Origin of the sequence: Formosa bonchosmolovskayae, from assembly GCF_051016085.1 — a bacterium.
GTDB lineage: Bacteria > Bacteroidota > Bacteroidia > Flavobacteriales > Flavobacteriaceae > Formosa.
This window is the reverse complement of record NZ_CP174605.1, coordinates 3660903-3684121: the sequence shown is the minus strand read 5'-3', so window position 1 is coordinate 3684121 and position 23219 is coordinate 3660903. Positions and strand designations below refer to the sequence as shown.

At 32.9% G+C, this 23219-nt stretch carries 20 protein-coding genes; 19 read left to right on the top strand and 1 reads right to left on the bottom strand.

Annotated features, from left to right (window positions below; all coding sequences use genetic code 11):
* Positions 1-258 precede the first annotated feature (258 nt).
* From ACKC83_RS15880 to map, 13 genes are all read left to right on the top strand, one after another.
* Positions 259-636, top strand: coding sequence for a GreA/GreB family elongation factor (locus ACKC83_RS15880; protein ID WP_414034851.1), 378 nt, complete (start codon positions 259-261; stop codon positions 634-636).
* Positions 637-1024: 388 nt separating this feature from the next.
* Positions 1025-1942 (top strand): calcium/sodium antiporter, encoded by a 918-nt coding sequence (locus ACKC83_RS15875; protein ID WP_434036283.1) that lies wholly within the window; start codon positions 1025-1027, stop codon positions 1940-1942.
* 336 nt (positions 1943-2278) lie between these two features.
* Complete coding sequence (locus tag ACKC83_RS15870; protein ID WP_434036282.1) at positions 2279-3328, top strand: linear amide C-N hydrolase; 1050 nt, start codon at positions 2279-2281, stop codon at positions 3326-3328.
* Positions 3329-3735: 407 nt separating this feature from the next.
* On the top strand, positions 3736-4206 hold the full coding sequence (locus ACKC83_RS15865) for a hypothetical protein (protein ID WP_434036281.1): 471 nt from the start codon (positions 3736-3738) through the stop codon (positions 4204-4206).
* 542 nt (positions 4207-4748) lie between these two features.
* Positions 4749-9200 (top strand): chemotaxis protein CheB, encoded by a 4452-nt coding sequence (locus ACKC83_RS15860; RefSeq protein ID WP_434036280.1) that lies wholly within the window; start codon positions 4749-4751, stop codon positions 9198-9200.
* 604 nt (positions 9201-9804) lie between these two features.
* Positions 9805-10581 (top strand): hypothetical protein, encoded by a 777-nt coding sequence (locus ACKC83_RS15855; protein WP_434036279.1) that lies wholly within the window; start codon positions 9805-9807, stop codon positions 10579-10581.
* 145 nt (positions 10582-10726) lie between these two features.
* Positions 10727-11380: an outer membrane beta-barrel protein gene (locus tag ACKC83_RS15850; protein WP_434036278.1), complete on the top strand. Its 654-nt coding sequence runs from the start codon at positions 10727-10729 to the stop codon at positions 11378-11380.
* Positions 11381-11636: 256 nt separating this feature from the next.
* Positions 11637-12752 (top strand): T9SS type A sorting domain-containing protein, encoded by a 1116-nt coding sequence (locus ACKC83_RS15845; protein WP_434036277.1) that lies wholly within the window; start codon positions 11637-11639, stop codon positions 12750-12752.
* Between the two features lie 91 nt (positions 12753-12843).
* A complete protein-coding gene (locus tag ACKC83_RS15840) occupies positions 12844-13254 on the top strand; it encodes a hypothetical protein (RefSeq protein ID WP_434036276.1) in 411 nt (136 codons plus the stop codon).
* Positions 13255-13844: 590 nt separating this feature from the next.
* Positions 13845-14660: an AraC family transcriptional regulator gene (locus tag ACKC83_RS15835; protein WP_434036275.1), complete on the top strand. Its 816-nt coding sequence runs from the start codon at positions 13845-13847 to the stop codon at positions 14658-14660.
* A 75-nt stretch (positions 14661-14735) separates the two neighbouring features.
* On the top strand, positions 14736-15230 hold the full coding sequence (locus ACKC83_RS15830) for a VOC family protein (RefSeq protein WP_434036274.1): 495 nt from the start codon (positions 14736-14738) through the stop codon (positions 15228-15230).
* A 395-nt stretch (positions 15231-15625) separates the two neighbouring features.
* Entirely contained in the window at positions 15626-16153 is a 528-nt protein-coding gene (locus ACKC83_RS15825) for a DUF4269 domain-containing protein (RefSeq protein ID WP_434036273.1), read from the top strand.
* A gap of 155 nt (positions 16154-16308) precedes the next feature.
* The gene (gene map / locus ACKC83_RS15820; RefSeq protein ID WP_434036272.1) at positions 16309-17073 is read left to right on the top strand and encodes a type I methionyl aminopeptidase; all 765 of its coding nucleotides are present in this window, start codon (positions 16309-16311) and stop codon (positions 17071-17073) included.
* A 397-nt stretch (positions 17074-17470) separates the two neighbouring features.
* Here map and ACKC83_RS15815 read toward each other — a convergent pair whose 3' ends face one another.
* The gene (locus ACKC83_RS15815; protein WP_434036271.1) at positions 17471-18685 is read right to left on the bottom strand and encodes a sensor histidine kinase; all 1215 of its coding nucleotides are present in this window, start codon (positions 18683-18685) and stop codon (positions 17471-17473) included.
* A gap of 817 nt (positions 18686-19502) precedes the next feature.
* Between ACKC83_RS15815 and ACKC83_RS15810 the strand changes: the two genes are divergently transcribed.
* From ACKC83_RS15810 to ACKC83_RS15785, 6 genes are all read left to right on the top strand, one after another.
* Positions 19503-19787: a hypothetical protein gene (locus ACKC83_RS15810; protein ID WP_434036270.1), complete on the top strand. Its 285-nt coding sequence runs from the start codon at positions 19503-19505 to the stop codon at positions 19785-19787.
* A gap of 189 nt (positions 19788-19976) precedes the next feature.
* Entirely contained in the window at positions 19977-20387 is a 411-nt protein-coding gene (locus ACKC83_RS15805) for a hypothetical protein (RefSeq protein ID WP_434036269.1), read from the top strand.
* A gap of 230 nt (positions 20388-20617) precedes the next feature.
* A complete protein-coding gene (locus tag ACKC83_RS15800) occupies positions 20618-20863 on the top strand; it encodes a hypothetical protein (protein WP_434036268.1) in 246 nt (81 codons plus the stop codon).
* Positions 20864-20970: 107 nt separating this feature from the next.
* Complete coding sequence (locus tag ACKC83_RS15795; protein ID WP_434036267.1) at positions 20971-21963, top strand: phosphotransferase; 993 nt, start codon at positions 20971-20973, stop codon at positions 21961-21963.
* Between the two features lie 201 nt (positions 21964-22164).
* A complete protein-coding gene (locus ACKC83_RS15790) occupies positions 22165-22416 on the top strand; it encodes a hypothetical protein (protein ID WP_434036266.1) in 252 nt (83 codons plus the stop codon).
* Between the two features lie 88 nt (positions 22417-22504).
* Positions 22505-23200, top strand: a complete 696-nt coding sequence (locus tag ACKC83_RS15785; protein WP_434036265.1) for a hypothetical protein — start codon at positions 22505-22507, stop codon at positions 23198-23200.
* Positions 23201-23219: the final 19 nt, after the last annotated feature.

Genomic DNA, 23219 nt, shown 5'->3' with positions numbered 1-23219 from the left:
AAAAAAAACGTTAAGGATAGCGCTGTCGTTATATTACCGTCACGACGATATTTTTTTAAAACATTCCAAAGAGTTTATAAATTAATCCCTGTTACGACTCAGAACAGGGCTACTCTCAATTACTCTTAAATTTTAATCTTATTTCTGCTTTACACTACTAGAATCATTCGACACTGGAAGCGCGTTATGTTGCGCACTATTTTGAATGATTGAGTCTACACTACTTAGTCTACAGTCGGGAATGCAATAAAAAATACAATGTCAGACAAAAATGTAATCTTAACAACCGGAATATACAATATGATTAAAGATCATATCCGAAGAAAAAAAGTAACCAAACAAGAAGAAGAACTTCTGCTTTTAGAATTAAAACACGCCAATCAGGTCTTTAGACGAGATTTGCCAGAGGATGTGGTTACAGTAAACCGACGTGTGACAATTAAAGATCATACCGAAAACAAAGAAAAAGAATTTATGTTTGTGGCTACGACTAAAACAAACAATAAAAAAGGAAAACTGTCTATTTTATGCGATGTTGCCGTGGCTACTATTGGCAGGCAAGTAGGCGATGTAATTAATTGGCCTTTTAAAGATGGCGATAGAAAACTGGAAATTTTAAATGTGGAAACCATTTAATCTTTAAAACAGAAGTAAAAAGAGTCTTTGTGCTAATAACACAAAGGCTCTTTTTTTTTTACAACTTCAAATAGAAAGAGGCATTATGGAGCATGTTTTATAATGCGCTAAAATTATAGGCATGATTGAAATCGCGTGGTATAAAACGGATTAGCTGTATTACTTATGTTATTGATATAGCCCTTTAAATAGCACCGAAATTGTACGTTTTTTTAGAACATATGTTCTAACTGTTTCAGCACGAGTATTATACCGTTGCTTTAAGTGATGCTAAATATTTAGTGTTCTATTGTGTTATATACTAGTTATTTAGAGTAGAAATCTTATATTTGATAGAGATGTGCCAACTCTGGTTTTGGTGTGTTTAAGTTAATTATTTGGATGCAGTATGGTAATATCTTCACTATTTATAATTGCGGGCTTTGTCAGTCTAATTTATGGCGCAAATTGGTTGGTAGATGGCGCTTCGTCTTTAGCGAAAAAAAACAACGTTTCCGATCTCGTTATTGGGTTAACCATAGTGGCGTTTGGGACCTCGGCACCAGAATTGGTTGTGAATTCGGTTGCGTCGTATAACGGCCTTTCGGATATTGTATTTGGAAACGTTATTGGTAGTAATAATTTTAACTTGTTTATAATTCTGGGTATCGCCGGTTTAATTTATCCGATTACGGTGCAATCGTCTACTGCCTGGAAAGAAATTCCGATTTCGCTACTGGTCACTTTATTGTTATTTATTTTGGCTAACGATTTTTTAGGGAATCGGTCGCCCATGCTTTCTCGAGTGGATGGCGCTATATTATTAATTGGTTTTTTGTGGTTTATATACTATGTATTTAGTCGGTTAAAGCAAGACAAAACCGAAGTGGTACCGTATACAGAGCAATCGAATTTCAAGATTTGGGGACTGGTACTTGTGGGGATGTCCGGACTTATAATTGGTGGTAAACTGGTAGTAGACCATAGTGTAGAGGTGGCTACAGAATTAGGGTTGAGTCAGAAAATAATTGGGTTAACCATAATTGCGGCAGGCACATCGCTTCCGGAATTTGTGACTTCGGTAGTTGCGGCGTTTAAAAAGAATAGCGATATCGCCATTGGTAATGTTATTGGTTCTAACATTTTTAATGTGCTGTTAATACTATCGGTAAGCACATTTGTGAATCCGATACGTTTCAATCCGAATTTTAATCAAGATATATACATCTTAATGGGTGGTACAGCGTTTTTAATTATTGCCATGTTTACCGGTAAAAGAAAAAAACTGGATAGGTGGGAAGCAGGCCTACTGTTGGGGGGTATTTAATATATACAGCCTACATTATTTCTAAGGAAATATAATAATAGATGATTAGAAAGCGATAGGTGAATACGCAAGTAGTAGTGTAATAGTCTTGTATCAGGTCGTTTCGAAGTGTTATTATATATTTTATTGCATTAATTAAACGACAGTATTGTGTTGAATAAGCGCGATTAGCGGACATAATTTGTAAGAGATACTGCACATAATATCTTATATTTGAAATACGTACGATATGTTAATGTTCTGGTTATGCTGCATAAAACCTATAAAAAACTCAGATAATAATTAAAGCAAATGGCATAATAAACTGAAAAAAACCAAACCTAAACCACACCTACTATGAGAAAAATAATTAGCGTTACTCTAGCATTATTAATGACTGTTATTGGGTATGTACCCGAATCCAGAGCTTGTACACGAGTCGTGTATAAAGGTCCGAATAATACCGTGCTAACAGGCCGAACCATGGATTTTTCTATGGAAATTCCAGCAAATCAATGGATTTTTCCTCGAGGTATAAAACGAAATGGTGAAGTCGGAAAAAATGCGCTAGAATGGACCTCTAAATATGGGAGTTTAGCCGTAAGTTCTTGGGATATATCTACTACCGATGGGATGAACGAAAAGGGATTGGTTGCCAATATGTTATGGTTGGTAGAGTCTGAATATCCAAAATTCGAGAAGAGCGGAGATAAAAAAGGTATAGCTATTTCGTTATGGGCGCAATATGTTTTAGATAATTTTGCTACCGTTTCTGAAGCTGTTAAAGCGCTAGAAAAAGAAACCTTTGCTGTAGTTTCAGATTTTATACCTGGTACCGATAAATTTACGACTGTACATTTATCAATTTCCGATGCTACGGGAGATAGCGCGATTTTAGAATACATTAAAGGTAAATTGGTAATTCATCATGACGCTGCATATAATGTGATGACAAACGATCCGACTTTCGAAGCGCAATTGGCTATTTCTAAATACTGGGAAAATATTCCTGGAAAGACTTTTTTACCGGGCTCGGTAACTTCGGCAGACCGTTTTGCTAGAGCATCCTTTTTTATAGATGCTATCCCACAAACCGACAATACACGTGTGGCCGTTGCCAGTGTATTTAGTGTGATAAGAAACGTATCTGTGCCTTACGGATTTGAAATAGAAGGTTACCCTAATTTATCTACTACGCGTTGGAGAGCCGTAGCAGATCAGAAAAACTTGGTCTATTATTTTGAAACAGCCTTAACGCCGAATGCATTTTGGGTGGACTTAAAAAAGGTGGATTTTAGTAATAAAGGTCATGTGAGAAAATTGGATTTATCTAATAATAAAACCTATTCGGGAGAGACTTCGAGTGCTTTTGTGAATACTACACCATTTAAATTTATTGGACTATAATACAAACCGTGTAGGCGTTCTAGTAACAAAATTTGAAGTCGCAGTTCTGTACTAATATTAAAAATAACTTGAGATGGGTGGTTCGTGGTTCTTCTACTTATAGCTGTGTGTATTTGGGTGTACTCATCATCTATTATGTTCTAAATATTGTATGGCTCCATGAAAACGTTGCTAGTATATTATCCCATAAAGGCGTTATATCTTATATTTGAAACCTTGTATTAAAAGGAATAGATTTAAATGTATCCTAAATAATTAAGGTGCAATTAATTCGTGTAAAATCTAACGCAACGCCTAACTTATAAGGTTTACAAATGGCTTTTGAGGCTACAACCTTATAGATCGCACTAATGAAATAATTAATAAATACTGTAATAATGAACATCCGCTTACACTTACTTATTTTTATGTTTACTTTTCTTGTATCCCACACGGCGTTTACTCAAGAAGACTATAAGGATACAAAATTAGTGAGCACCATATTTAAAGCACTAAAGAATCAGGACGAGAAAAAGGCTTTAAAGGCTTTGCCTACATTAGACGACATTAAGTATCTAATCCCGATAGTTAAAGAGGCACAACCTGATTATGAATTCCCAGAAGCAGATGCTGTAATTGCCACATTTAAAATGAAAACTTTAGAAGATTTCAGAAAAATAAGCAAAAAAGGTACTGCTTTTGGCGTGGTGTGGAAAGATATCGAACTAAAAGAGGTGCGATACACCTCTAATCCAGATCCGAATGTAGATATAGAGCGTGGCGACTTTGTAATGGAGTGTATTAGTCACGATACATCGTTTCTTATAACCATGAGAAAATCGTCTAAAATACGTGACACTTGGCGGTTAATGAACACGATACAGTTTACGTTATTGTAAACCGTTAGTATATCAAGCTCAGAACATCAGCGATATGGTGTTTTGAGCTTTTTTTTATTCTGTTTTCAGTAGCAGTTTATGTCGGTTTTATTTGACTTAAAGTCGGCCTTACAGGAATATTTTAATATATTTTTGAGTATTACGACATCTAGTTTTTATACTATCTACACAACTTCATGTTATCTTTTATTTTAACGCTACATACAGCAAAAGTAATGCTCTTTCATACTACGACTTCTTTCCTTAAACCGTATTATTTGAAATTATTCGTGTACGGATTTTAAAAGGCGATACAACTGTGTGGGTAATTCGTTTGTATTCTAAGAATATCATTTACAGATTTTTATAGCCATAAAAGAAAGAAAAAGCTTACTTGTGGATGGGGTGTTTGTAGTAATAGAAAAAAATGTGTTTAAAAAAACGTGAGCCCATGGTGTTGATTATCAATCGATTAATGTTTTTGTGTTTTTGACTGGTTTCAATTCAAAACTTTACAAAATAAAAAAGCAGTACTTTAGAAATTGTAATTTCAATTAATAGCTATGAAAAACAAAAAATCCAATTTTTATGTTGTTGGTATTGGCGCTTCTGCCGGAGGATTAGATGCTATACAAACCTTGTTTGATAACATCCCCAATAATACCGGCATGGCATTTATTATTATTCAGCATCTCTCTCCCGATTTTAAAAGTTTAATGCCAGAATTGTTAAGTAGGCATACCAGTATGCCAATTTTTACAGCAGAAGATAAGCAGACTATAAAGCCTAATTGTATTTACTTAAATCAGAGTAGTAAAAAATTACACATTCAGGGTTCGAAACTCTATGTATTAGATAAAGAACCTAAACCTAATTTAAACCTCCCAATAGATATCTTTTTTCACACCTTAGGCGAAGCGTATAAAGATAATTCTATAGGTGTTATTTTATCTGGAACAGGTTCTGATGGATCCAGAGGAATAAAAACCATAAAAGAAGCTGGCGGGACTATTATTGTGCAAAATCCTATAACGGCTCAGTTTGATGGAATGCCTAATGCGGCCATTTCTACCAATTGTGTAGATTACATTTTAAATCCGCAAAAAATAGCAGAAATATTTTGTAAAAAGCCCATTAATAGGGGGTTACTTACCGCAAAATTAGAGGAAAACGCCTCGAACGAAACCTTAGTCAACGATATTCTTACCATTATTTATGAGTATTCTGGTATTGATTTTAGAGAATATAAAAGCAACACATTATTAAGACGTTTAGAAAAACGGATGGACATTAATAATATTGAACATGTATTGGATTATAAGACGTTTTTATCCAGTGACACCGCAGAACAAAAGGCGTTAAAAGAAGATTTTTTAATTGGTGTAACGCGTTTTTTTAGAGATCGTGACGCCTTTATTCGGTTAAAAAAAGAAGTTATACCTAACATATGTAAATCTAAAAGTAGAAATGAGACCATACGGGTTTGGGTTGCGGGCTGTTCTACGGGTGAGGAAGTATATACGCTAGCCATTTTACTAGACGATTATATTCGTACCCATCAGCTTAATATAGATTTTAAAGTATTTGCAACCGACATAGATTCTAGGGCACTCGCTATTGCGGGACATGGTATGTATCATGTAAATATTATAAAAGATATAGAAAAAGTATATTTAGATACTTATTTTGTGGGCATTGGAAATAAATTCCAAATTATAAAACGCATTCGTGAAAAAATAGTATTTTCCAATCATAACCTAATAAAAGACCCACCTTTTATAAGAATGGATTTAATTACTTGTCGAAATTTATTGATTTATTTTGACAATAAAATCCAAAAGAAAGTGATGTTTAACTTTCAATTTGCTTTAAATCAGTTTTCATATTTGTTTTTAGGAACTAGCGAATCTTTAGGAGAAGTATCGGATTGTTTTAAGCCTATTGATGTGAAGTGGAAAATTTTCCAAAACATATCCGAGTCCAAGCAAATACCATTGCATTCTAATAACGGCGGACGTATTTCTACCATTGCCCATAAATACCCGTCTGCACTGACACCACATATTGAGCCTCTGTATAAAACCAAAGGCAATCCGGAATTATATTTTCATAAATTCTTAAGCAAAAAGTTTAGTCCGGCCTCTATTTTTATCGATAAACATTTTAATATTCTGTTTATTAAAGGAGATGCAGGAAAGCGATTAACACATAACGAAGGTGTCTTTGAGCATAACGTATTAAAAACTGTAAGCCCGGATATTGCTACCATTATAAGAAGTGGTATTAAACGCCTTGAAGAAGGAAATCAGGACATTGTAATTAAGGATGTTGTAAATAAAACGGATAATGGTAATTTTTTATTCGATCTATACTTCCATAAAGCGAATATCGACGATAACATGGATAGTTGTTATTTGATAGAGTTTAGTAACGATAAGGAAGAGGTCGCTCCCCAGCCTTTAGAGATTACAAACATAAATCTAGACCATGTGTCGAGTCAGCGTTTAGAAGATTTAGAAAACGAGTTAAAAATAGCGAAAACAGAGTTACAGAATGCTATAGAAGAATTGGAAACAAGTAATGAAGAATTACAATCTACCAATGAGGAATTAATGGCATCTAATGAAGAGCTCCAAAGTGCTAATGAAGAATTACAGTCTGTTAACGAAGAATTGTATTCGGTAAATATCGAAATGCAAGAAAAAAATAAAGAGTTAACCAATTTAAATAATGATGTCTCGAATTTATTAGACAATACGGGTATTGCCACGCTGTTTTTAGATAGAGATTTACGTATTCGAAAATTTACACCAGGTCTTAAAGAGGTCTTTAATTTGCATGAAGCAGATTATGGGCGTCCGCTTTCTAGTTTTACTTCAAATTTTACCCAAGAAACTAGGGATTTAATTATTAAAGATTCTAAGCTTGTTTTAGATAAGCTTACCGTTATAGAAAAGCAAGTAAAGGATATTAATAATAATTATTATTTAAAACGAATTAGTCCTTTTATTACAGAAAATAAAACGGTAAATGGTGTTGTTATTACGTTGTATAATATTAATGACCTGAAGCATACTGAAGAAGAATTAGTCGCTACAGGTATAAAGTATCAGAGGCTTTTTGAAAATTTAAACGAAGGTTTTCTGCACGCCAAAATTGTAACAGATATAAAAGGCGTGCCTATTGGTTGGAAATATTTAGATGTAAATCCAAAATACGAAGAACTGTTAGGAGTAGATAAAAAATTACTAATCGGTAATGAGCTTAATGAGGTTATTCATTACTTAAAACACGATCCAACCGAGTGGATTTCTACTTTTGGAAAAACAGCTTTAACTGGAGAAGAGCAAGCCATAGAAGAATATAGAACCTTAGATGGTAAGTGCTTTTATGTTCATTTATTTTCTCCCGTTGAAGGCGAGTTTGGTGCGACGTTTACCGATATAACCGAATTACTTCATAAAAAAGAAGCGCTTAAGAAAAGCGAAAAAGAACTGTTTAGAGTTCAAGAAATAACACATGTAGGTAGCTGGTATTTAGATTTAGCAACTGATAATGTGACATGGACTTCGGAGCTTTATAAAATGTATAAGTTAGATCCTAATAAATCTGTTCCGGAATATACAGAACATAAAAAACTCTTTAAAGAAGAGAGCTGGGAAAGAATAACCAAGGCCATAGAGAACACCAAACGCACAGGTGAACCTTATCAGTTAGAATTAGAGATAATTAAGCATAATAACGAGCTTGGCTGGATGTGGACACAAGGAGAAATTGTAAAAGATGAAACCGGTAATGTTGTTGGTTTACGCGGTGCCGCTAGAGATATTACCCAACAAAAGCGCAATGAACTTGAGTTGATAAAAGCTAAACAACTCGCTGAAAATGCAAATCTTCATAAAAACTATTTCTTAGCAAATATGAGTCATGAAATCCGAACACCAATGAGTGGGATTTTAGGATTTTCTGAATTGTTGAAAAATGACGATTTACCGCAACCGGAACGTATTAAGTATCTGGATATTATAGATAGTAATTCTAAGCAACTTTTAAATTTAATTGATGACATTATAGATATTGCTAAAATAGAATCTAATGAAATTAAAATTATTGAAAAGCCTTGCCATATTCCAGATTTAATTAATAACCTGGAAATTACTTACAATCAGTTAAAAATAGTAAGACTTAAGCAAAATATTACATTTAGAACACACATCCCAGAAGCATATCGGGATTTAGTATTACTCACAGATGAACATCGATTGCAACAAGTTATTTCTAACTTATTGAATAATGCTTTAAAATTTTCAGAACAAGGTGAAATATTTTTTGGTTTTAATGTAGAAGGAGATTATTTAAAGTTTTTTGTAAAAGATCAAGGTATAGGAATTGAAAAGGATAAACAATCTGAAATATTTGAACGCTTTAAACAATTAAACTACGAGAGTAGTGAAAAATATGGTGGAGGTACAGGTTTAGGACTTTCTATTTGTAAAGGTATTGTTAACCTATTGGGCGGAGATATAATGGTGAGCTCAGTATTTAGGGCTGGTTCTTTGTTCGAATTTACAATTCCGTTAAAAATAGAAAAGCTCCAAGACGAAAACACCAAAAAATTTAATATTCGAGACATCGATTTTCTTAAGGAGAAAACTATTTTAATAGTAGAAGATGGGAAGTTGTTTCAGAAACTTTATATGTTAATACTAAAAAATACGGGTGCGCACATTTTATTTGCAAGTACTGGGAAAGAAGCTATAGCTGTTTACCAAAATACACCAAAAATAGATGTTGTTTTATTAGATATACGCATGCCAGAAATGAGTGGAATAGAAGCTTTAGGTAAAATTTTAATTTTAGATCCAGAAGCCAAAATTATTATGCAAACCGCTAATGTTATGGTAGACGAAAAACAGAAATGCTTTGAAATGGGATGTGTAGACTTTTTAGTAAAACCTGTGGCACAGGAAGACTTGTTTAAAACATTACATAAATGGTTACAACCTCATGTTTAGTTTTCAAGCATGCTGGAGTTGTTTTAAATGTTAGATTTTAAGTCTTGTAAAATAGAGAAAATGCTTATAAAAACAAGATGATTCAAGATCGTTTTTCGGAATTAGTAAAATCATTTTTGACTGAAAACTTTCCGGAATTTGTTAAAACCATAAGGTACAATGGGGATAAATCTTTTGATTGTGACTGCAGAAACCCGACAGACGAATTCTCTATTTGGGTAGCTACCTATAATGCATAAATCACAATAGGACTGGAAGATCCTAGCGGAAAAACAGACCTCCATACGTATATCTCTTGTTATGAAGAAGCGGATATGGATAATGCATTGTCTGAATTATCAATCCTAGTAAACCATATTAAGACCGATAACATGGTTTTGAATTATAGCGACAAAACGGGCTTCCAATGGACAGACAACATAAATCTGATTTTAGAAAGAAAACGTGCATTAGAAAATATACGGGTGTATACATGGGATAAAAAAAATAGCTAAATAAAATTCTTTCGGAATCATGATAATCTCAGTCCATGTTTATTATTTTAGGAGATTATAACTGAAACTAGTTTCAGGCATACGTTAGTTAAAAGCTTTAAAAATCAATAATGAAGTACTTCAATATTTTTGGTAAAACTAAAAAGCAGAGCTCAAATTCGGTATCTGAACAATCGGAATTTGAGCAGATTAATGTTTTTAGGAGCTTGCCAAAAACAGAATGGAAGTCGGCTTATAACGCATTAAATAATATAATTGGTGCCAACCTTAAGGCATACGGATTTAAAAAGAAAGGTAGAAAGCATTACAGACTAACAAACGATTTGCTAGAAGTTATAGATATTGATAATCGCGGTAGTTGGTCCGGAGCGACAGACACTCTAGAGATCCGTATTGGATTAGTGCCATACTGTTGGGAAGGTCTAACCAATGCATATTATGTAGTAGGGTCAAAAAAGATAGAGGACATTGATCCAACTAGTAGAAAACATTTTAGAATATCTCAAGAGTATGAAATATTAGCGCATTACTTGTCCGAGCGCATCATTAATAATATTCTTCCATTTTTTGAGGCCTATAATTCTACCGAAAAAATAGTAAATCAGCCTTACATATTTCCTTTTTATTCAAAGTGTGGAGGAGAGGATATTTATAAATCACAATTTCTAATTTTGTTTTCAGAACTTAAACAGCATCAAGTAAAAGAGGCTATTAAAATATTAGAACATGAAATAGAGTATCACCAAAGATTAGAAAATATAGACATCGCAAAGCAATGGAATAAACTCAAGGCATTAGTAGAAAACAATAATTGGACTGAAATTAACAGCGTTTTATCCGAAAATGAAAAAAACGTATTAAACTCATTAAAAATTAGTCTACCGTGAGTACCATAAACAATTAATGCTTAGTCATGACGGTAACTTTAAAAAACAGAGCCCGTAAACATGCAACAATTTTTATTAAAAATCTTCAACGATACAGGTACATACGCTTTAGAGAACATGATATATAGTAATGGCAATTAAAAGTATGAAAGACACGACAAAACGATTACTTATTTTATTTCTGTTAGTTCAGATTGGCGTTTATGCACAATCCGATTCCAAATGGCATGTGGGAATAGAATATTCAATAGATAAATTATCTACCGATAACGGACAGCGAAACGATTATCTTGTAACGGAGGGAAACGTTAATGGCTACGCCGTTAAATTAAACAAGACTAATTATAGTGTTGGGGTAAATACACAATACGATATTAGGGAAAAACTAAGAGTATCATCCGGACTGTTATACGCGAATAAAGATTTTACAGGAACGTATAGTTGTGCTACCTGTGACTTTATAGGAACTTTTCCAGGGTATTCCCCAGAGCATATAAAACAGAGGTTTTTAGTAATTCCATTTGCAGTAGATTATAGTTTGTTATCAGGACATTTTAAACCCATTTTAAAAGCAGGATTGAATCATAATATTGAAATTAAAAATGATTTAAAAACACATAGTAACGGTTATTTTTTAGAGGGTTTTGTTGGTGCTTTAATCACTTACAAGCTTTTGGAACGTTCTGATGTTGGAATAGGATATAACCATCAGTTTGCCCTATCAGAGTTATATAAAACAGATACCTTTAAGTTCAGGACAAATAGTATCTATGTTCAAGTAACATATAAACTAAAATAGCACGGGGTAAAACTAAGTCTTAGACTTAATACGAAGTCTGGCACAGTTTATGGCCTTATTAAACTCATTTAAAACGCCTCTTTTGTTTAAAAATGAGGTGTTTAAGTGATCCGGTTGTCCTTGCATATATATACTAAAGGTATGTTGTATGCCGCTATGTATATCATAAAAATAATAGCGGATTGTTTTCATCTCAAATAAACATATGTATATTACATAGAGTTTTAATCCCAAATCCTACAAACGATAAATACCTATGAAACATATAATTATAATAACCGCATTTGTTTTCAGCACCTACCATATGCTAGGCCAAGTCGAGAATGTTCAAGAAAAGTTTGATTTACCCACAACATTACATGAATCGTCTGGAGCTATTTTTTTTAACGACAAACTTATTCTCCACAACGATTCGGGTAATGAAAATAAACTTTATGAGCTAGATACCATTTCTGGATTAGTAACAAGAACCGTTACAATTACCAATGCTACAAACATAGATTGGGAAGATATTGCTCAAGATGACACCTCTATTTATATAGGCGATATAGGAAACAATAGTGGAAATAGAACCGATTTAAAAATTTACACTATTAATAAAAGTGACTATCTAAGTGCCGACGCGGTAACTGCAGAAATTACAAACTTTAGCTATTCAGATCAAGACGATTTTACGGCCACGCCCAATGCAACAGCATGGGATGCAGAAGCACTTATTGCTTTAGATACCAATAACTTGATTTTGTTCACTAAAAATTGGGTAAATGGGACCACAAAAGCCTACGCCATTCCTAAAAATAGCGGCACATTCTCTGTCAATGCCTTAACAACAACTTTAGCTAGTGGCGGTTTAATAACTGGGGCCACCTATAATCCGTTAACCCAAAAGGTATATTTAGTAGGCTATAATACGGTGTTACAACCTTTTGTTTGGGTGAGTGAAAAATTTACAGATAGTGATGTTTTTTCAGGTACAAACACGCAAACGTTGCTTTCGAGCCTAGGGTTTATGCAAGCAGAAGCGATAACTTATATTGAAGCGGATAGATATTTTATTACGTCCGAAACCTTTAGTATTGGTCCCATATCTAATAATGCAAAATTAGTTTCGTTTACCACAAACGACAATGTATTATCTATTACAGATCAGACCACGAGCAGTGTTAAATTGTATCCAAACCCAGTTAAAGATGTGCTGTTTATTGATGGAGTAGACGTGGCTTCAGTCGAAATTTACGATACAAAGTCGGTACTAGTTTATCAGGGAAACGACGAAAACATAAATGTTTCGGCACTTAGTAAAGGGTTTTATTTGGTTAAGATGTATTCAAAAGATGGTACGTATACCACCAAGAAAATAATTAAGAAATAATAAACAGTACTGATATCGAGTAGTGCGATTTGATTATCGGTTATATTTGTTTTTATAAAAGACGTTGTACCACATTTGAGAAACAAACCAAATGATACAATTAATACTTTCGACTTTAGCTGAATTTGGACTAATTCGTAGAGATTATAAACATAAAAATCGGATAAATAAAAAGGAAAAAGAAGACGGAATTACAAGACCAATTCAAAAATATTTTATGCAACCTAGTGCTTTAATGCTAATTGCTGTCTTAGTCATTGGAAGTTTAAGTGCTATCCTATTTTTTACTTATCAAAGCACATCAGTTTTTCCAGAACAAACAAAAAAGGAAATATCTGAAATGAGTGAAAGAATGAAAAATTGGAATGAAAATCTCGGACAATACCCAGCGGATTTAAATGAATTAATTGGACATAGTCCTTTAAGACAAGATTTGAAAAAAAAGACGCTTGGAATCGAGAATATGAATTTAAGATATCGGAAAACGGAAAAGGATTTTTAATAACCTCTGCGGGTTTAGATGGAAAATTTCAAACTAAAGATGACATTCAATCGGAATAAAAGAAAATTGAAAATCATAAGACTTTACATAATTGGCGTATTCTGCATTGTTTCTTATTTCTTATTAGAGCATTCCAACATCATATCTGAACTTGTTAAACTATCAGAAAAAGGTCGTTATGGTGGATTCCCTACATTTTTTCTTACAGGATTATTCAAATACGGATTAGTAGTAGTCGGAATAAGTATTATTATAATTATGAGTTTTCTATTAAATAGAGAAAGAACAAATAAAACGCTTGAATAAATAGAAAAGCATTGTATAAGTAACGTATTAGTTACAGCGATTAATAATGCTACTTTCATACGTTTTTTTTATTACCCTCTCACATAGTCTACGACAAGTGTTATAGTGTTTGCGCTTAATCAAAAGGGCTACAAAAAATGTAATTAATTTGTACAGCGAAATAAGATAACATTTATCTTTAGATTATAAAGCGCTAAAAATGCTGTACTCATTATCAGCTTGAAACTTATTTTAACTGTAGCTGTATTTAAGGACTAGACATTCTAAAAAAATCCGAACAATAAATGAACTACCAAACATTCGAACCACATTCTGACCTAAAATCACTTGTTAGTTGTTATTGGACTTTGGAAGTTCCAAAACAGTGTGAACCGCAAAAACAGCGCATAGTGCCTGATGGCTGTATTGAATTGGCATTTATTCTTGGGGATGACATAAAACGGTACACATCTGAAAAAGATTTTATAATTCAGCCACGGGCAATGGTGCTCGGGCAAACTATTGAACCATTTTATATTGAGCCCACTGGATTTGTTAAAACATTTGCTATCCGATTTTATCCTTATGGGTTCGCAAACTTTGTTTCTGTACCAATCAGCAATTTAGCAAATAAAGAAACGCCTATAAACCTACTATTGGAAGTAGAAAACGCCGATGAGTTGGAGCAAAAGATAATTAAATCAGAAAATACAGAACAAAGAATAAGCATTATTGAAAATTTTCTTCTAGACAGACTTAATAACGAAAAAACAATTGATAGAATTGTAAAAAATACGATCGACTCTCTTATATCCGCAAACGGAAGTACTTCAATAAACTCAATCCTCAAAGACGACTTGTCAAAGCGAAGACAGCTTGAAAGAAACTTCAAAAAGCAAATTGGAGTTAGTCCTAAACAATTGGGAAAGGTAATTCGATTACAAACTGCTTTAAAAATGCTACTTAACCAAAAGTCGAAAAACCTGACAGATATTGCTTATGAAAGCAAATATTTCGACCAAGCGCACTTCATAAAAGACTTTAGGGAATTTGTAGGAATAAATCCCAAAGAGTTTATCAATCACGAAAATTTAGCTCTTTCCGCTGTTTTTTATAAATAGTTTAACGGTGTCGCATTTTTACAATTTTAAGCGACTTTCTACTGCTAATTTTGTTCCGTAAATATAAAACGGAAAATGAAATACACTTTATTCATCACAGTTATTGCCTTGACTTGTGGCGTCGTATCATGTAGAAACGAAAATACTTCTGCTTCCCCAGCAAATCCAAAAAAAGAAACAATAATCAAAAACGATAAAAATATGAAAAGTTTTATATCAATATTTGAAATTCCAGCAACTGACATTTCAAGAGCAATCAACTTTTACAAAGAAATTTTAGATATAGAAATTGAAAATTTAGATTTACCTGGAATGGAAATGGGCTTATTTCCCTATCAAGACCAAATGGTTACAGGAGTTATTGTGAAGGGAGAAGGTTCTGAACCTTCTGCGAGCGGAGTTACTATTTTCCTGAATGGTGGAGATAATCTGCAAACTATACTTGACAAAATAGAAAAGAACGGAGGTAAAATCATACTTCCTAAAACACCTCACGCTGATGAGAGTGGATTTTTTGCCATTTTTCATGACACGGAGGGAAATAGAATAGGACTTCATTCGCCAAATTAAAATAGAGCTAACGCACAATAAAGTACCGTGGTAAAAAAAAATAATTAAAACTACATGAATGTTTAGCTTAAGCACTTCTGTGAGCATCCTCATATAATAATCCTGATTTTGCTATGGCAAAACAAGGTTAAAGAAGCTTATTTCCCATGGCTGTAAATGCGACTTTATTGCTCTTATTTTTATGTAATATGCGCTCATAAAGTGTACGACAAGTAATATAGTGTTTACGCATTCTAAAAAGAGCCTTAATAAATGCAATTAATTTATACAGAAACATACCAATTCATTTATCTTTAGATTATAAAACACCAAATACGGTGTGTTAATTATCAGTGTAAATTCAATTTTAACCTGTAGCCATATTTAAGTACAAGACTTATAAAAAAAGACATAAATTGATTGAAAATTTTATAGATATTGAATATTTAAAATCTGGAAACGCAAGACAACGACTTGCATATTCTGAAATCAAAAAGCTTAATATTTTTGAGAAACTTAAAAAATACAACCCGATTTTAACTGGAACTATTCCAATCGAAATTGATATACCCGAAAGTGATTTAGACATTATTTGTGAATGTCAAAATCATTCTGAGTTTAGGACCTATTTATTAGCTCAATTTTCTGACAAAAAAGACTTTAAAGTTTATTCAATAAAACAAAATGGAATAGACTCAACTATTGCGGCATTTAAAACGGATCATTTTTTGTTTGAGATTTTTGGTCAAAATATACCTACCGAAAAGCAAAATGCATATCGGCATATGATTATTGAAAATAGAATTTTAAAAGAAAAAGGTTCTGAATTTAAACAGAGAATAAAAAAATTAAAATCAACCGGAATAAAAACGGAGCCTGCCTTTGCCAAATTATTAGGTCTAGAGGGAAATCCATATACGGAATTATTGAAGTTGGAAAAATAAATACTGTGGATCATAACCTATTTTTATTGCTATTATGTGGCCTTTTTACTAAAATCCTACGGTAATTCTATTCCGTTTTTATTTGTTAACTTTACTGCTTAAAACACCTAATATAGCTTATACTACAACGTTGAGGCCATTAATATATATACAAAATGTCAATAACATCAGAATCAGAATTAGTAGGAATGAAAAAAATTAGTGAAGTTGTTGGAACAACACTAAGATTAATGAGAGCATATGCTAAAGTTGGTATGTCGACTAAAGAACTGGATGATTATGGTGGTGAAATTTTAAAGCGTTACGGCGCTAAATCTGCACCTTATGAAACGTATGGCTTTCCTGGTTATTCTTGTATAAGCATAAATAAAGAGGCGGCACACGGCATACCGTCAGAGAAAAAAATATTAAAAAAAGGAGATTTAATTAATATTGATGTATCGGCAGAACTAAACGGTTTTTGGTCTGATAATGGAGGTTCTTTTATACTTGGCAAGGATATTCATAATCACCAACCGCTTGTAGATGCGTCTAAACATATTTTACGCAAAGCCATCCAAAATATTAAAGGTGGCGTGAAAATCTCTGAAATAGGATATTTAATAGAAACTGAAGCAAAAAAATCAGGATTTAAAGTCATTAAAAATTTAGCTGGTCACGGTGTGGGAAGAAGTTTACACGAAGAGCCTGAAAACATTTTAAACTACAGGGTTAAAAGTAATAATGAACGATTCAAGAAAAACACAACAGTAGCTATAGAAACGTTTATCTCGACAAACTCGACTGTTGCTGTCGAACTTAATGATGGTTGGACCTTAGTGGGAAATAAGGGAGGCTACGTAACACAACACGAACACACCATACTTGTAACGGACAACTATCCTGTTATTTTAACAAAATCGAATGAAATTTGGGATTAAACCTCTACCTAAATAATTTTATTTAGGCAGTTTAAAACTTACAAGCAGTTTTTACAAATCCCGGTTAAAATATAATTTGCATTTTTGGTTTTTTTAATCATAGGAACTGAGTACGCGTACCTACAAGCATTTGATGAAAAACCTGAACTACATATTAATTTTATTTCTGGTTTTAAGTTCTTGCTCAAATTTTGAAGAGAAAAAACCACTGAACGATCTATACTCCCAAGATTATATAAGGTTTCTATCGGAGATTGAAATCGGAATTATTGATTTAGATTCACTTACAAATTTCTTGGAATTAAGAGAAAAAATGACAAATTTCTGACTTCACGAAACTTAGGAATGGACTTCTGGTGACAAATTAAAAGGAAAATCGATAATAGAAGAATGGATGCTAATGGCCAGTTTGTCTTTTTGAAACTGTAAATAAAAACGTGCTACCTACGCCCAATGTAGAGGTCACCTTTATATCTCCACCAAGATGATCTACAATTTTTTTTACCGAAGCTAAGCCAATACCAGTACCAATATTTCCGTACTTATCTTCTATACCAACAATAGTAAAAAGATTAAAGATTTTATCGATAAATTTTTCAGGAATACCATCTCCATTATCTTGGACTGAAAAGGCATAATCAGATTCGTTTTCCGAAATATTAATAGTAATTTCTGTTTTTGGTTTACTGTTATATTTTATAGAATTTGAGACCAAATTAATTAAAACATGCATTAAAGCCGATTTATTTGCTTCAAGTGCTGTCGCATTACTTTCAAGATAAAAAACAACACTTTTCTCTGGATTGGTCACTTTTTTTAATTCATCAAAAAGATCTTGGACTACTATGTTTTCTACGGTATGATTGGTTAATTCATCACTTTTATAGTACTTTAGTAGGCCGTCGACATAATTTTTTAAAGAATAAGAAGACGATTTAAGATAGTCTAAATATTGCTGAGATTCTTCGTTTAGATTTCCTTGGTTTTCATCTTCTAGCAATTCTGTTAAAGAAATAATATTGGCTAAAGGCGATTTAAGATCGTGAGACACCACCCTTGCAAACTTTTCTAAATCCTCATTTCTTTTTTTTAATTTGTCTTGCAACTCATTAAGCAAAATATTTTGATATCGCTGTTCCATGAGCATAGTGACTTGTTTTGCCATGGCAAGTAATGCCTTTTTTTGCTCCTCCGATAATGTTCTTGGTTTGGTATCGTAAACACAAAGCATTCCTAATTTATAACCTTCCGGATTTACTAAAGCCGCTCCTGCATAAAACACAATATTATTTTCGAGTACCAAAGGGTTGTCATGGAACCGTTCGTCTAGTCTCGAATCCTCGACAACAGTAAGTAAGTCATCAGAATTAATGGCATGACCACAAAAAGAAAGATCCCGAGTTGTTTCGGTGAAAGGTACGCCGTAATATGATTTAAAAAAATTACGATCTCGGTCCAATAGCGTTACTAACGATATGGGAACATCGCAAATGTAGGCCATCAAATCTGTAATATTATCATAACTTTCCTCTGGTAAAGTATCTATTAGCTGGTATTTATCTACAGCTAATTGTCTATTACATTCATTCTCAGGAAGCTCAGGTCTTATCATAGAAATTTAAAATTTACTATGAAAATAACCTATATATTTCTATAAACCTAAATTAAACCCAGCGCATTATTTGTGTGTTAATTGGGACAGAGAACACACCGTTTAGACATAACATTTTATAAATTTATCTTTAAATTAAAACATCTCAAATAGCCATATTAATTCACAGTCTAATTATGTAGTAAACCTGTAATCCTATTTTAGGATAGGACCGTTGGAGAGGATTGCCAAATCTAGAAATTGAGCTGTATTTGTTTTGTGTTGAAGGTTTTATTATATTAAAATTCGACTGACGGAAAACAAAAAAAATGAATTAAAATTTATAAAAATGAGTAGTTTAGGTAAACGTAATAAAGCAATTGAAAAAATTTTAAAAAGAAAAGAATTCATCTATATCCTTATAGGAGTCTTAATTGTAATGTCAATCGGTTTAGGCTATGCAACTGGTTTAAGAATTTGGTAGTTTCGAATTTCAACTCATATCAAAATTAACTTTTGTAATAAATCTGATCAGCTAATACTAATTATTGAATGAGCTTCAATTGGACTATTTTAGGTTAGAAATACGTTATAAAAAAAACTGAAATATATCAGCATACTGAGGTGAAACACAAGTCATTTATATCAAAAACATCAATCATAATTATATAGAGCTTTAAAATTCAAGTAGTTGATTTTGTAAGCTTTTTTTATTGAAGGACAAAAAAGCATTGATATCTGGAAGTGCGACATGATTATCGGTTATATTTGTTTTTATAAAAGAAGTAGTACGTAATTTGAGAAAAACCGAACTGAAATAGAAAATAAAGTATTAATTATGAGCGGAGGAGCTGGACACGTTGCGGATATGAATAATAGAATGAAACAAAATCGTTCTATGAAAACATCTAACAAGCCGAAATTTAAATCTGATAATAGAGAGTTGAATTTTTCAAGTGGTGAAACTGAAAAACTGACCTTTAAAAAAGTTTCCGAGGAGGAACTTGCTCGAATTAGAACTGAAATTAGAAAGAAAGCGGAATCGGAACGAAAAAAGGAAAGAATAATAATTGCCTTGACTGCCTTAATTCTAATCATTATTTTGACTATATTTTTGACATAACATTTTGAAAAATAAGAATCTGAAAATAAAAACTACGTACAATAATGTATAAAAATAATCGCTCAATTTTGGGCTTAACCAATGGTCGTTGCAAGTTTACTACGTCTGATTTTCCTGCGGAAAATCCTCGCACGTACACCCGCAACTATTCTTATACGAGACCGTTATAATTAATGTCCTAAACCGACAATGAAAGAAATAAAAAGTAAAATAAAGGAATTAATAATCGGATTTGCAAACGGAAAGGAATCTGCTCAAAAAACTCTTGAAAAAATTAATAAACTAACTTCATTAAAGATAGACGAAGACTTTTTACGAAACTATTGGAGAAGTACCAATTTGAAAAATTTTATTGAATTATTAACTACACCTGAAATCGAAAATTGGGCGAAAATTGATGATGAATATGCGGACAAATTAATTTCGGAAATTTTGAATAACTTGAGCAACGATGCTTGGATAAACAGAAATACTACTGCATTAGAAAAACGATATAAAAAATCAACTGGAACAATATCAAATTGGATTTTTTACGATAATATTGCCGATCGAAATAAGATATTAGGATTACTAAAAACAAACACAACTATTCAATTATAGAATTGACCGAATAAGAGTTAAAAACTAAACAGAATAAAAAAAACACTAATCACAACACTGTATCAAAAAATGCTAGTTTTAGCTAAACCAAAGTTAATTGCTGGTTTACTAGCTTCTGGTTTTCTTCCAAAAATCTTATCACACAAACCGATATCATTATCGGAAAATGGAGAGCGATAGAAAAGTATGAATCCAACATACAAGTCGATTTACCAATATGCCTACCTCATTTGTACACAGAATATACAGCCGATAAATCTATTCGTGGCGACAAAATAATTACAGCCGATTTTCCTGAAGAATGTGGAATTATCCTTTTTGAACTGGGATGGCATTGGAGTAATCTTGGAAATAATCAATATCGCATTCGGTATCTAGAGGAAGAAGGACAGATAGTTACGTTTTATAAAGATGGTGAAAATTTGGTGGAAGAAAGCTCTGATGGAATAACCAAAACAATATTTGAGCCGTACTAAATAGGGGATGCAATAGCGTGCCTATTTAATGTTGCTTTTTAATTCCATACATTCGTCGCTAATACACACAACAAACCAAACCTAATAAGGTATCTACCATTATAATAATGAAAGTATTTCCTGTACTAGCCTCTACAATTTCAGAAAAAGAGTTGGGCGTATTTGCAAAAGAACAATACGGATTTCATGATAATTACGACTGTAAACTGTTCCGGACAGGAATGAACCACACCTATATGCTTTCGGACAACGAAACAAAATACGTGTTGCGGGTGTATAGTCATAATTGGAGGTCGAAATCTGAAATTAATGAAGAGGTCGCACTTTTAAATCTTTTGCACAACAATAATTTAAGTGTTTCTTTTCCTATTCCAGATAAACATGGCGCATACATTCAGGAGATTCAAGCTCCTGAAGGGATTAGGTATGTCGTGCTGTTTTCGTTTGCTGAAGGCGATAAAATTAGATTTATCGATCAGGACACCTGTTTTTTAATTGGTGCGTTAATGGCTAAAATTCATAAACAGACTGCCAATACAAAGATCGACCGTATATCTTACAACCAAAAAACGCTTATTGAACAGCCTTACGAGCACCTTAAAACACATTTTTCGGAAGCATTACCAGAGATGGAATTTATAAAAGAGATTCGTGATTTCTATCAGACATCCGATTTTGAGGATGTGCCAACTGGCGTGGTTCATATGGATATTTGGTACGATAATATGGCGATTACACAGGAGAAAGATGTTACCATTTACGACTTCGATTTTTGTGGCAATGGGGCACAGGTGTTAGATATTGGATATTTCTGTAAACAGTTATTTCATATTGAAGCAGATAAGGACACTTACGAACTAAAAAAGACACACTTTCTAGACGGCTACCAGAGTATAAGACCATTATCTGATATCGAATTGCAAGGCATCCCAAAAGCGGGATTGGCGGTTCATGTCTTTTATCTTGGAATTCAGGCACAACGCTTTGATTGGTCAAACATCTTTTTATCTAAGAATTATCTCGAGATGTTTTATGTGGCCAGGTTAAAAGCGTGGATCGCTTATAATACTATCGAAAAACTTACAGACCTTAAGGCGTAATACCGTCGGGACGTGTTATATTCTAGTCCGGCCTTACAGCGATGTTGGACGTTTAGAATAGCATTTTATGTTTTATGCTAAACTAAAAAGTTTCAATCTCAGGAAACGCTACTAGATTATCGTTTATATTTGTGGCATATTAGGTTAGGCGCGCTACCCAAAAATCATCCACTCTTTTATTCATTACCACATACCATTACAATGTTTATAGATCAAGATCAAAAATTTAAAGACGTACTTTCTAAAATAGAAGGCACAATTAGTGAACAAAGTTTTTTTAATACGTTCTTAGAATTGTATCCAGAAGTTTGGAAGAAACATAAAGCGAACTATTCAAAATTTACCAAAAGCAAGCAGTTCGGACAAACCATTCCGTTGCCAAAACCTGAAGTGTCTTTGCGAAAGGAAATTAGATTGTGGCTTCAGAAAAACTATTATAAACCTCAGAGTTAAAGTCCTTTTAGTATAACCTAATTGGGGTGTATGCATCCGCTTATCTCCACTTGTAAATCTGTTTTATTTCATCCATTTAACCATTACAATGAAATCGATACTAGTCTTTTTAACCTGTAGCATAGTACTTACATCTTGCGTGAAAAAAGAAAAGCGGGAGGCTACATTTTACGCCGAACATGAGGCTTCGTTTTCGGCATTAAGACATGGTGATTGGACAAAAAATACATGGATAAGAAAGACGACGAATTTAAAAATGATTCATGAATCTTTTAAAACGTTTGGTTACGATAAACTCGAAAACCTGATTACTAAAAGTGAAAATGCATTTTTAATTGAAGGTATCTATATCAAGCGAAATTTTAAAACGGTTATGGATAGTTTAGAATTAACCTACAACACACCCGACTTACAAAGTAAATATTATAACGAATTTTGGGAGCGTAGAAAAGCAGAAAAAAATGATGCAATGGTATATGCTATCCTCAAAGAATTTAACGCTTTACAGGACGATACATTTCAACCCATTTCCGAAAGAGAGTTTGTAAACGACACTTTAGTTAATCTTCTATCGATAGAATTTGATAACGATAATCTGAATTCTGAAAAGGCAAATAAAGATTTCGATATATTAAAAACGTACGGATTCCATCAATCTGCTTATAACCTTCTTTATGAACGCTTCGAATATTCGGAATTAGAATTAGATCGCGAGCGATTAGAACAGGAACTAACCAAAACAAAAGCGTTTCAATCTCCTTGGTTAACCGATAATCAAAAATAGGGCATTTTTAACAACAGTT

What these genes read in the sequence shown, in the direction of transcription:
- ACKC83_RS15795 (WP_434036267.1), top strand. Translation starts at nt 20,971, where the DNA reads ATGAAAGTATTTCCTGTACTAGCCTCTACAATTTCAGAAAAAGAGTTG.
- ACKC83_RS15870 (WP_434036282.1), top strand. Translation starts at nt 2,279, where the DNA reads ATGAGAAAAATAATTAGCGTTACTCTAGCATTATTAATGACTGTTATT.
- ACKC83_RS15865 (WP_434036281.1), top strand. Translation starts at nt 3,736, where the DNA reads ATGTTTACTTTTCTTGTATCCCACACGGCGTTTACTCAAGAAGACTAT.
- ACKC83_RS15805 (WP_434036269.1), top strand. Translation starts at nt 19,977, where the DNA reads ATGAAAGAAATAAAAAGTAAAATAAAGGAATTAATAATCGGATTTGCA.
- ACKC83_RS15845 (WP_434036277.1), top strand. Translation starts at nt 11,637, where the DNA reads ATGAAACATATAATTATAATAACCGCATTTGTTTTCAGCACCTACCAT.
- ACKC83_RS15785 (WP_434036265.1), top strand. Translation starts at nt 22,505, where the DNA reads ATGAAATCGATACTAGTCTTTTTAACCTGTAGCATAGTACTTACATCT.
- ACKC83_RS15860 (WP_434036280.1), top strand. Translation starts at nt 4,749, where the DNA reads ATGAAAAACAAAAAATCCAATTTTTATGTTGTTGGTATTGGCGCTTCT.
- ACKC83_RS15880 (WP_414034851.1), top strand. Translation starts at nt 259, where the DNA reads ATGTCAGACAAAAATGTAATCTTAACAACCGGAATATACAATATGATT.
- ACKC83_RS15850 (WP_434036278.1), top strand. Translation starts at nt 10,727, where the DNA reads ATGAAAGACACGACAAAACGATTACTTATTTTATTTCTGTTAGTTCAG.
- ACKC83_RS15855 (WP_434036279.1), top strand. Translation starts at nt 9,805, where the DNA reads ATGAAGTACTTCAATATTTTTGGTAAAACTAAAAAGCAGAGCTCAAAT.
- ACKC83_RS15835 (WP_434036275.1), top strand. Translation starts at nt 13,845, where the DNA reads ATGAACTACCAAACATTCGAACCACATTCTGACCTAAAATCACTTGTT.
- ACKC83_RS15840 (WP_434036276.1), top strand. Translation starts at nt 12,844, where the DNA reads ATGATACAATTAATACTTTCGACTTTAGCTGAATTTGGACTAATTCGT.
- ACKC83_RS15830 (WP_434036274.1), top strand. Translation starts at nt 14,736, where the DNA reads ATGAAATACACTTTATTCATCACAGTTATTGCCTTGACTTGTGGCGTC.
- ACKC83_RS15875 (WP_434036283.1), top strand. Translation starts at nt 1,025, where the DNA reads ATGGTAATATCTTCACTATTTATAATTGCGGGCTTTGTCAGTCTAATT.
- ACKC83_RS15810 (WP_434036270.1), top strand. Translation starts at nt 19,503, where the DNA reads ATGAGCGGAGGAGCTGGACACGTTGCGGATATGAATAATAGAATGAAA.
- ACKC83_RS15790 (WP_434036266.1), top strand. Translation starts at nt 22,165, where the DNA reads ATGTTTATAGATCAAGATCAAAAATTTAAAGACGTACTTTCTAAAATA.
- ACKC83_RS15815 (WP_434036271.1), bottom strand. Translation starts at nt 18,685, where the DNA reads ATGATAAGACCTGAGCTTCCTGAGAATGAATGTAATAGACAATTAGCT.
- map (WP_434036272.1), top strand. Translation starts at nt 16,309, where the DNA reads ATGTCAATAACATCAGAATCAGAATTAGTAGGAATGAAAAAAATTAGT.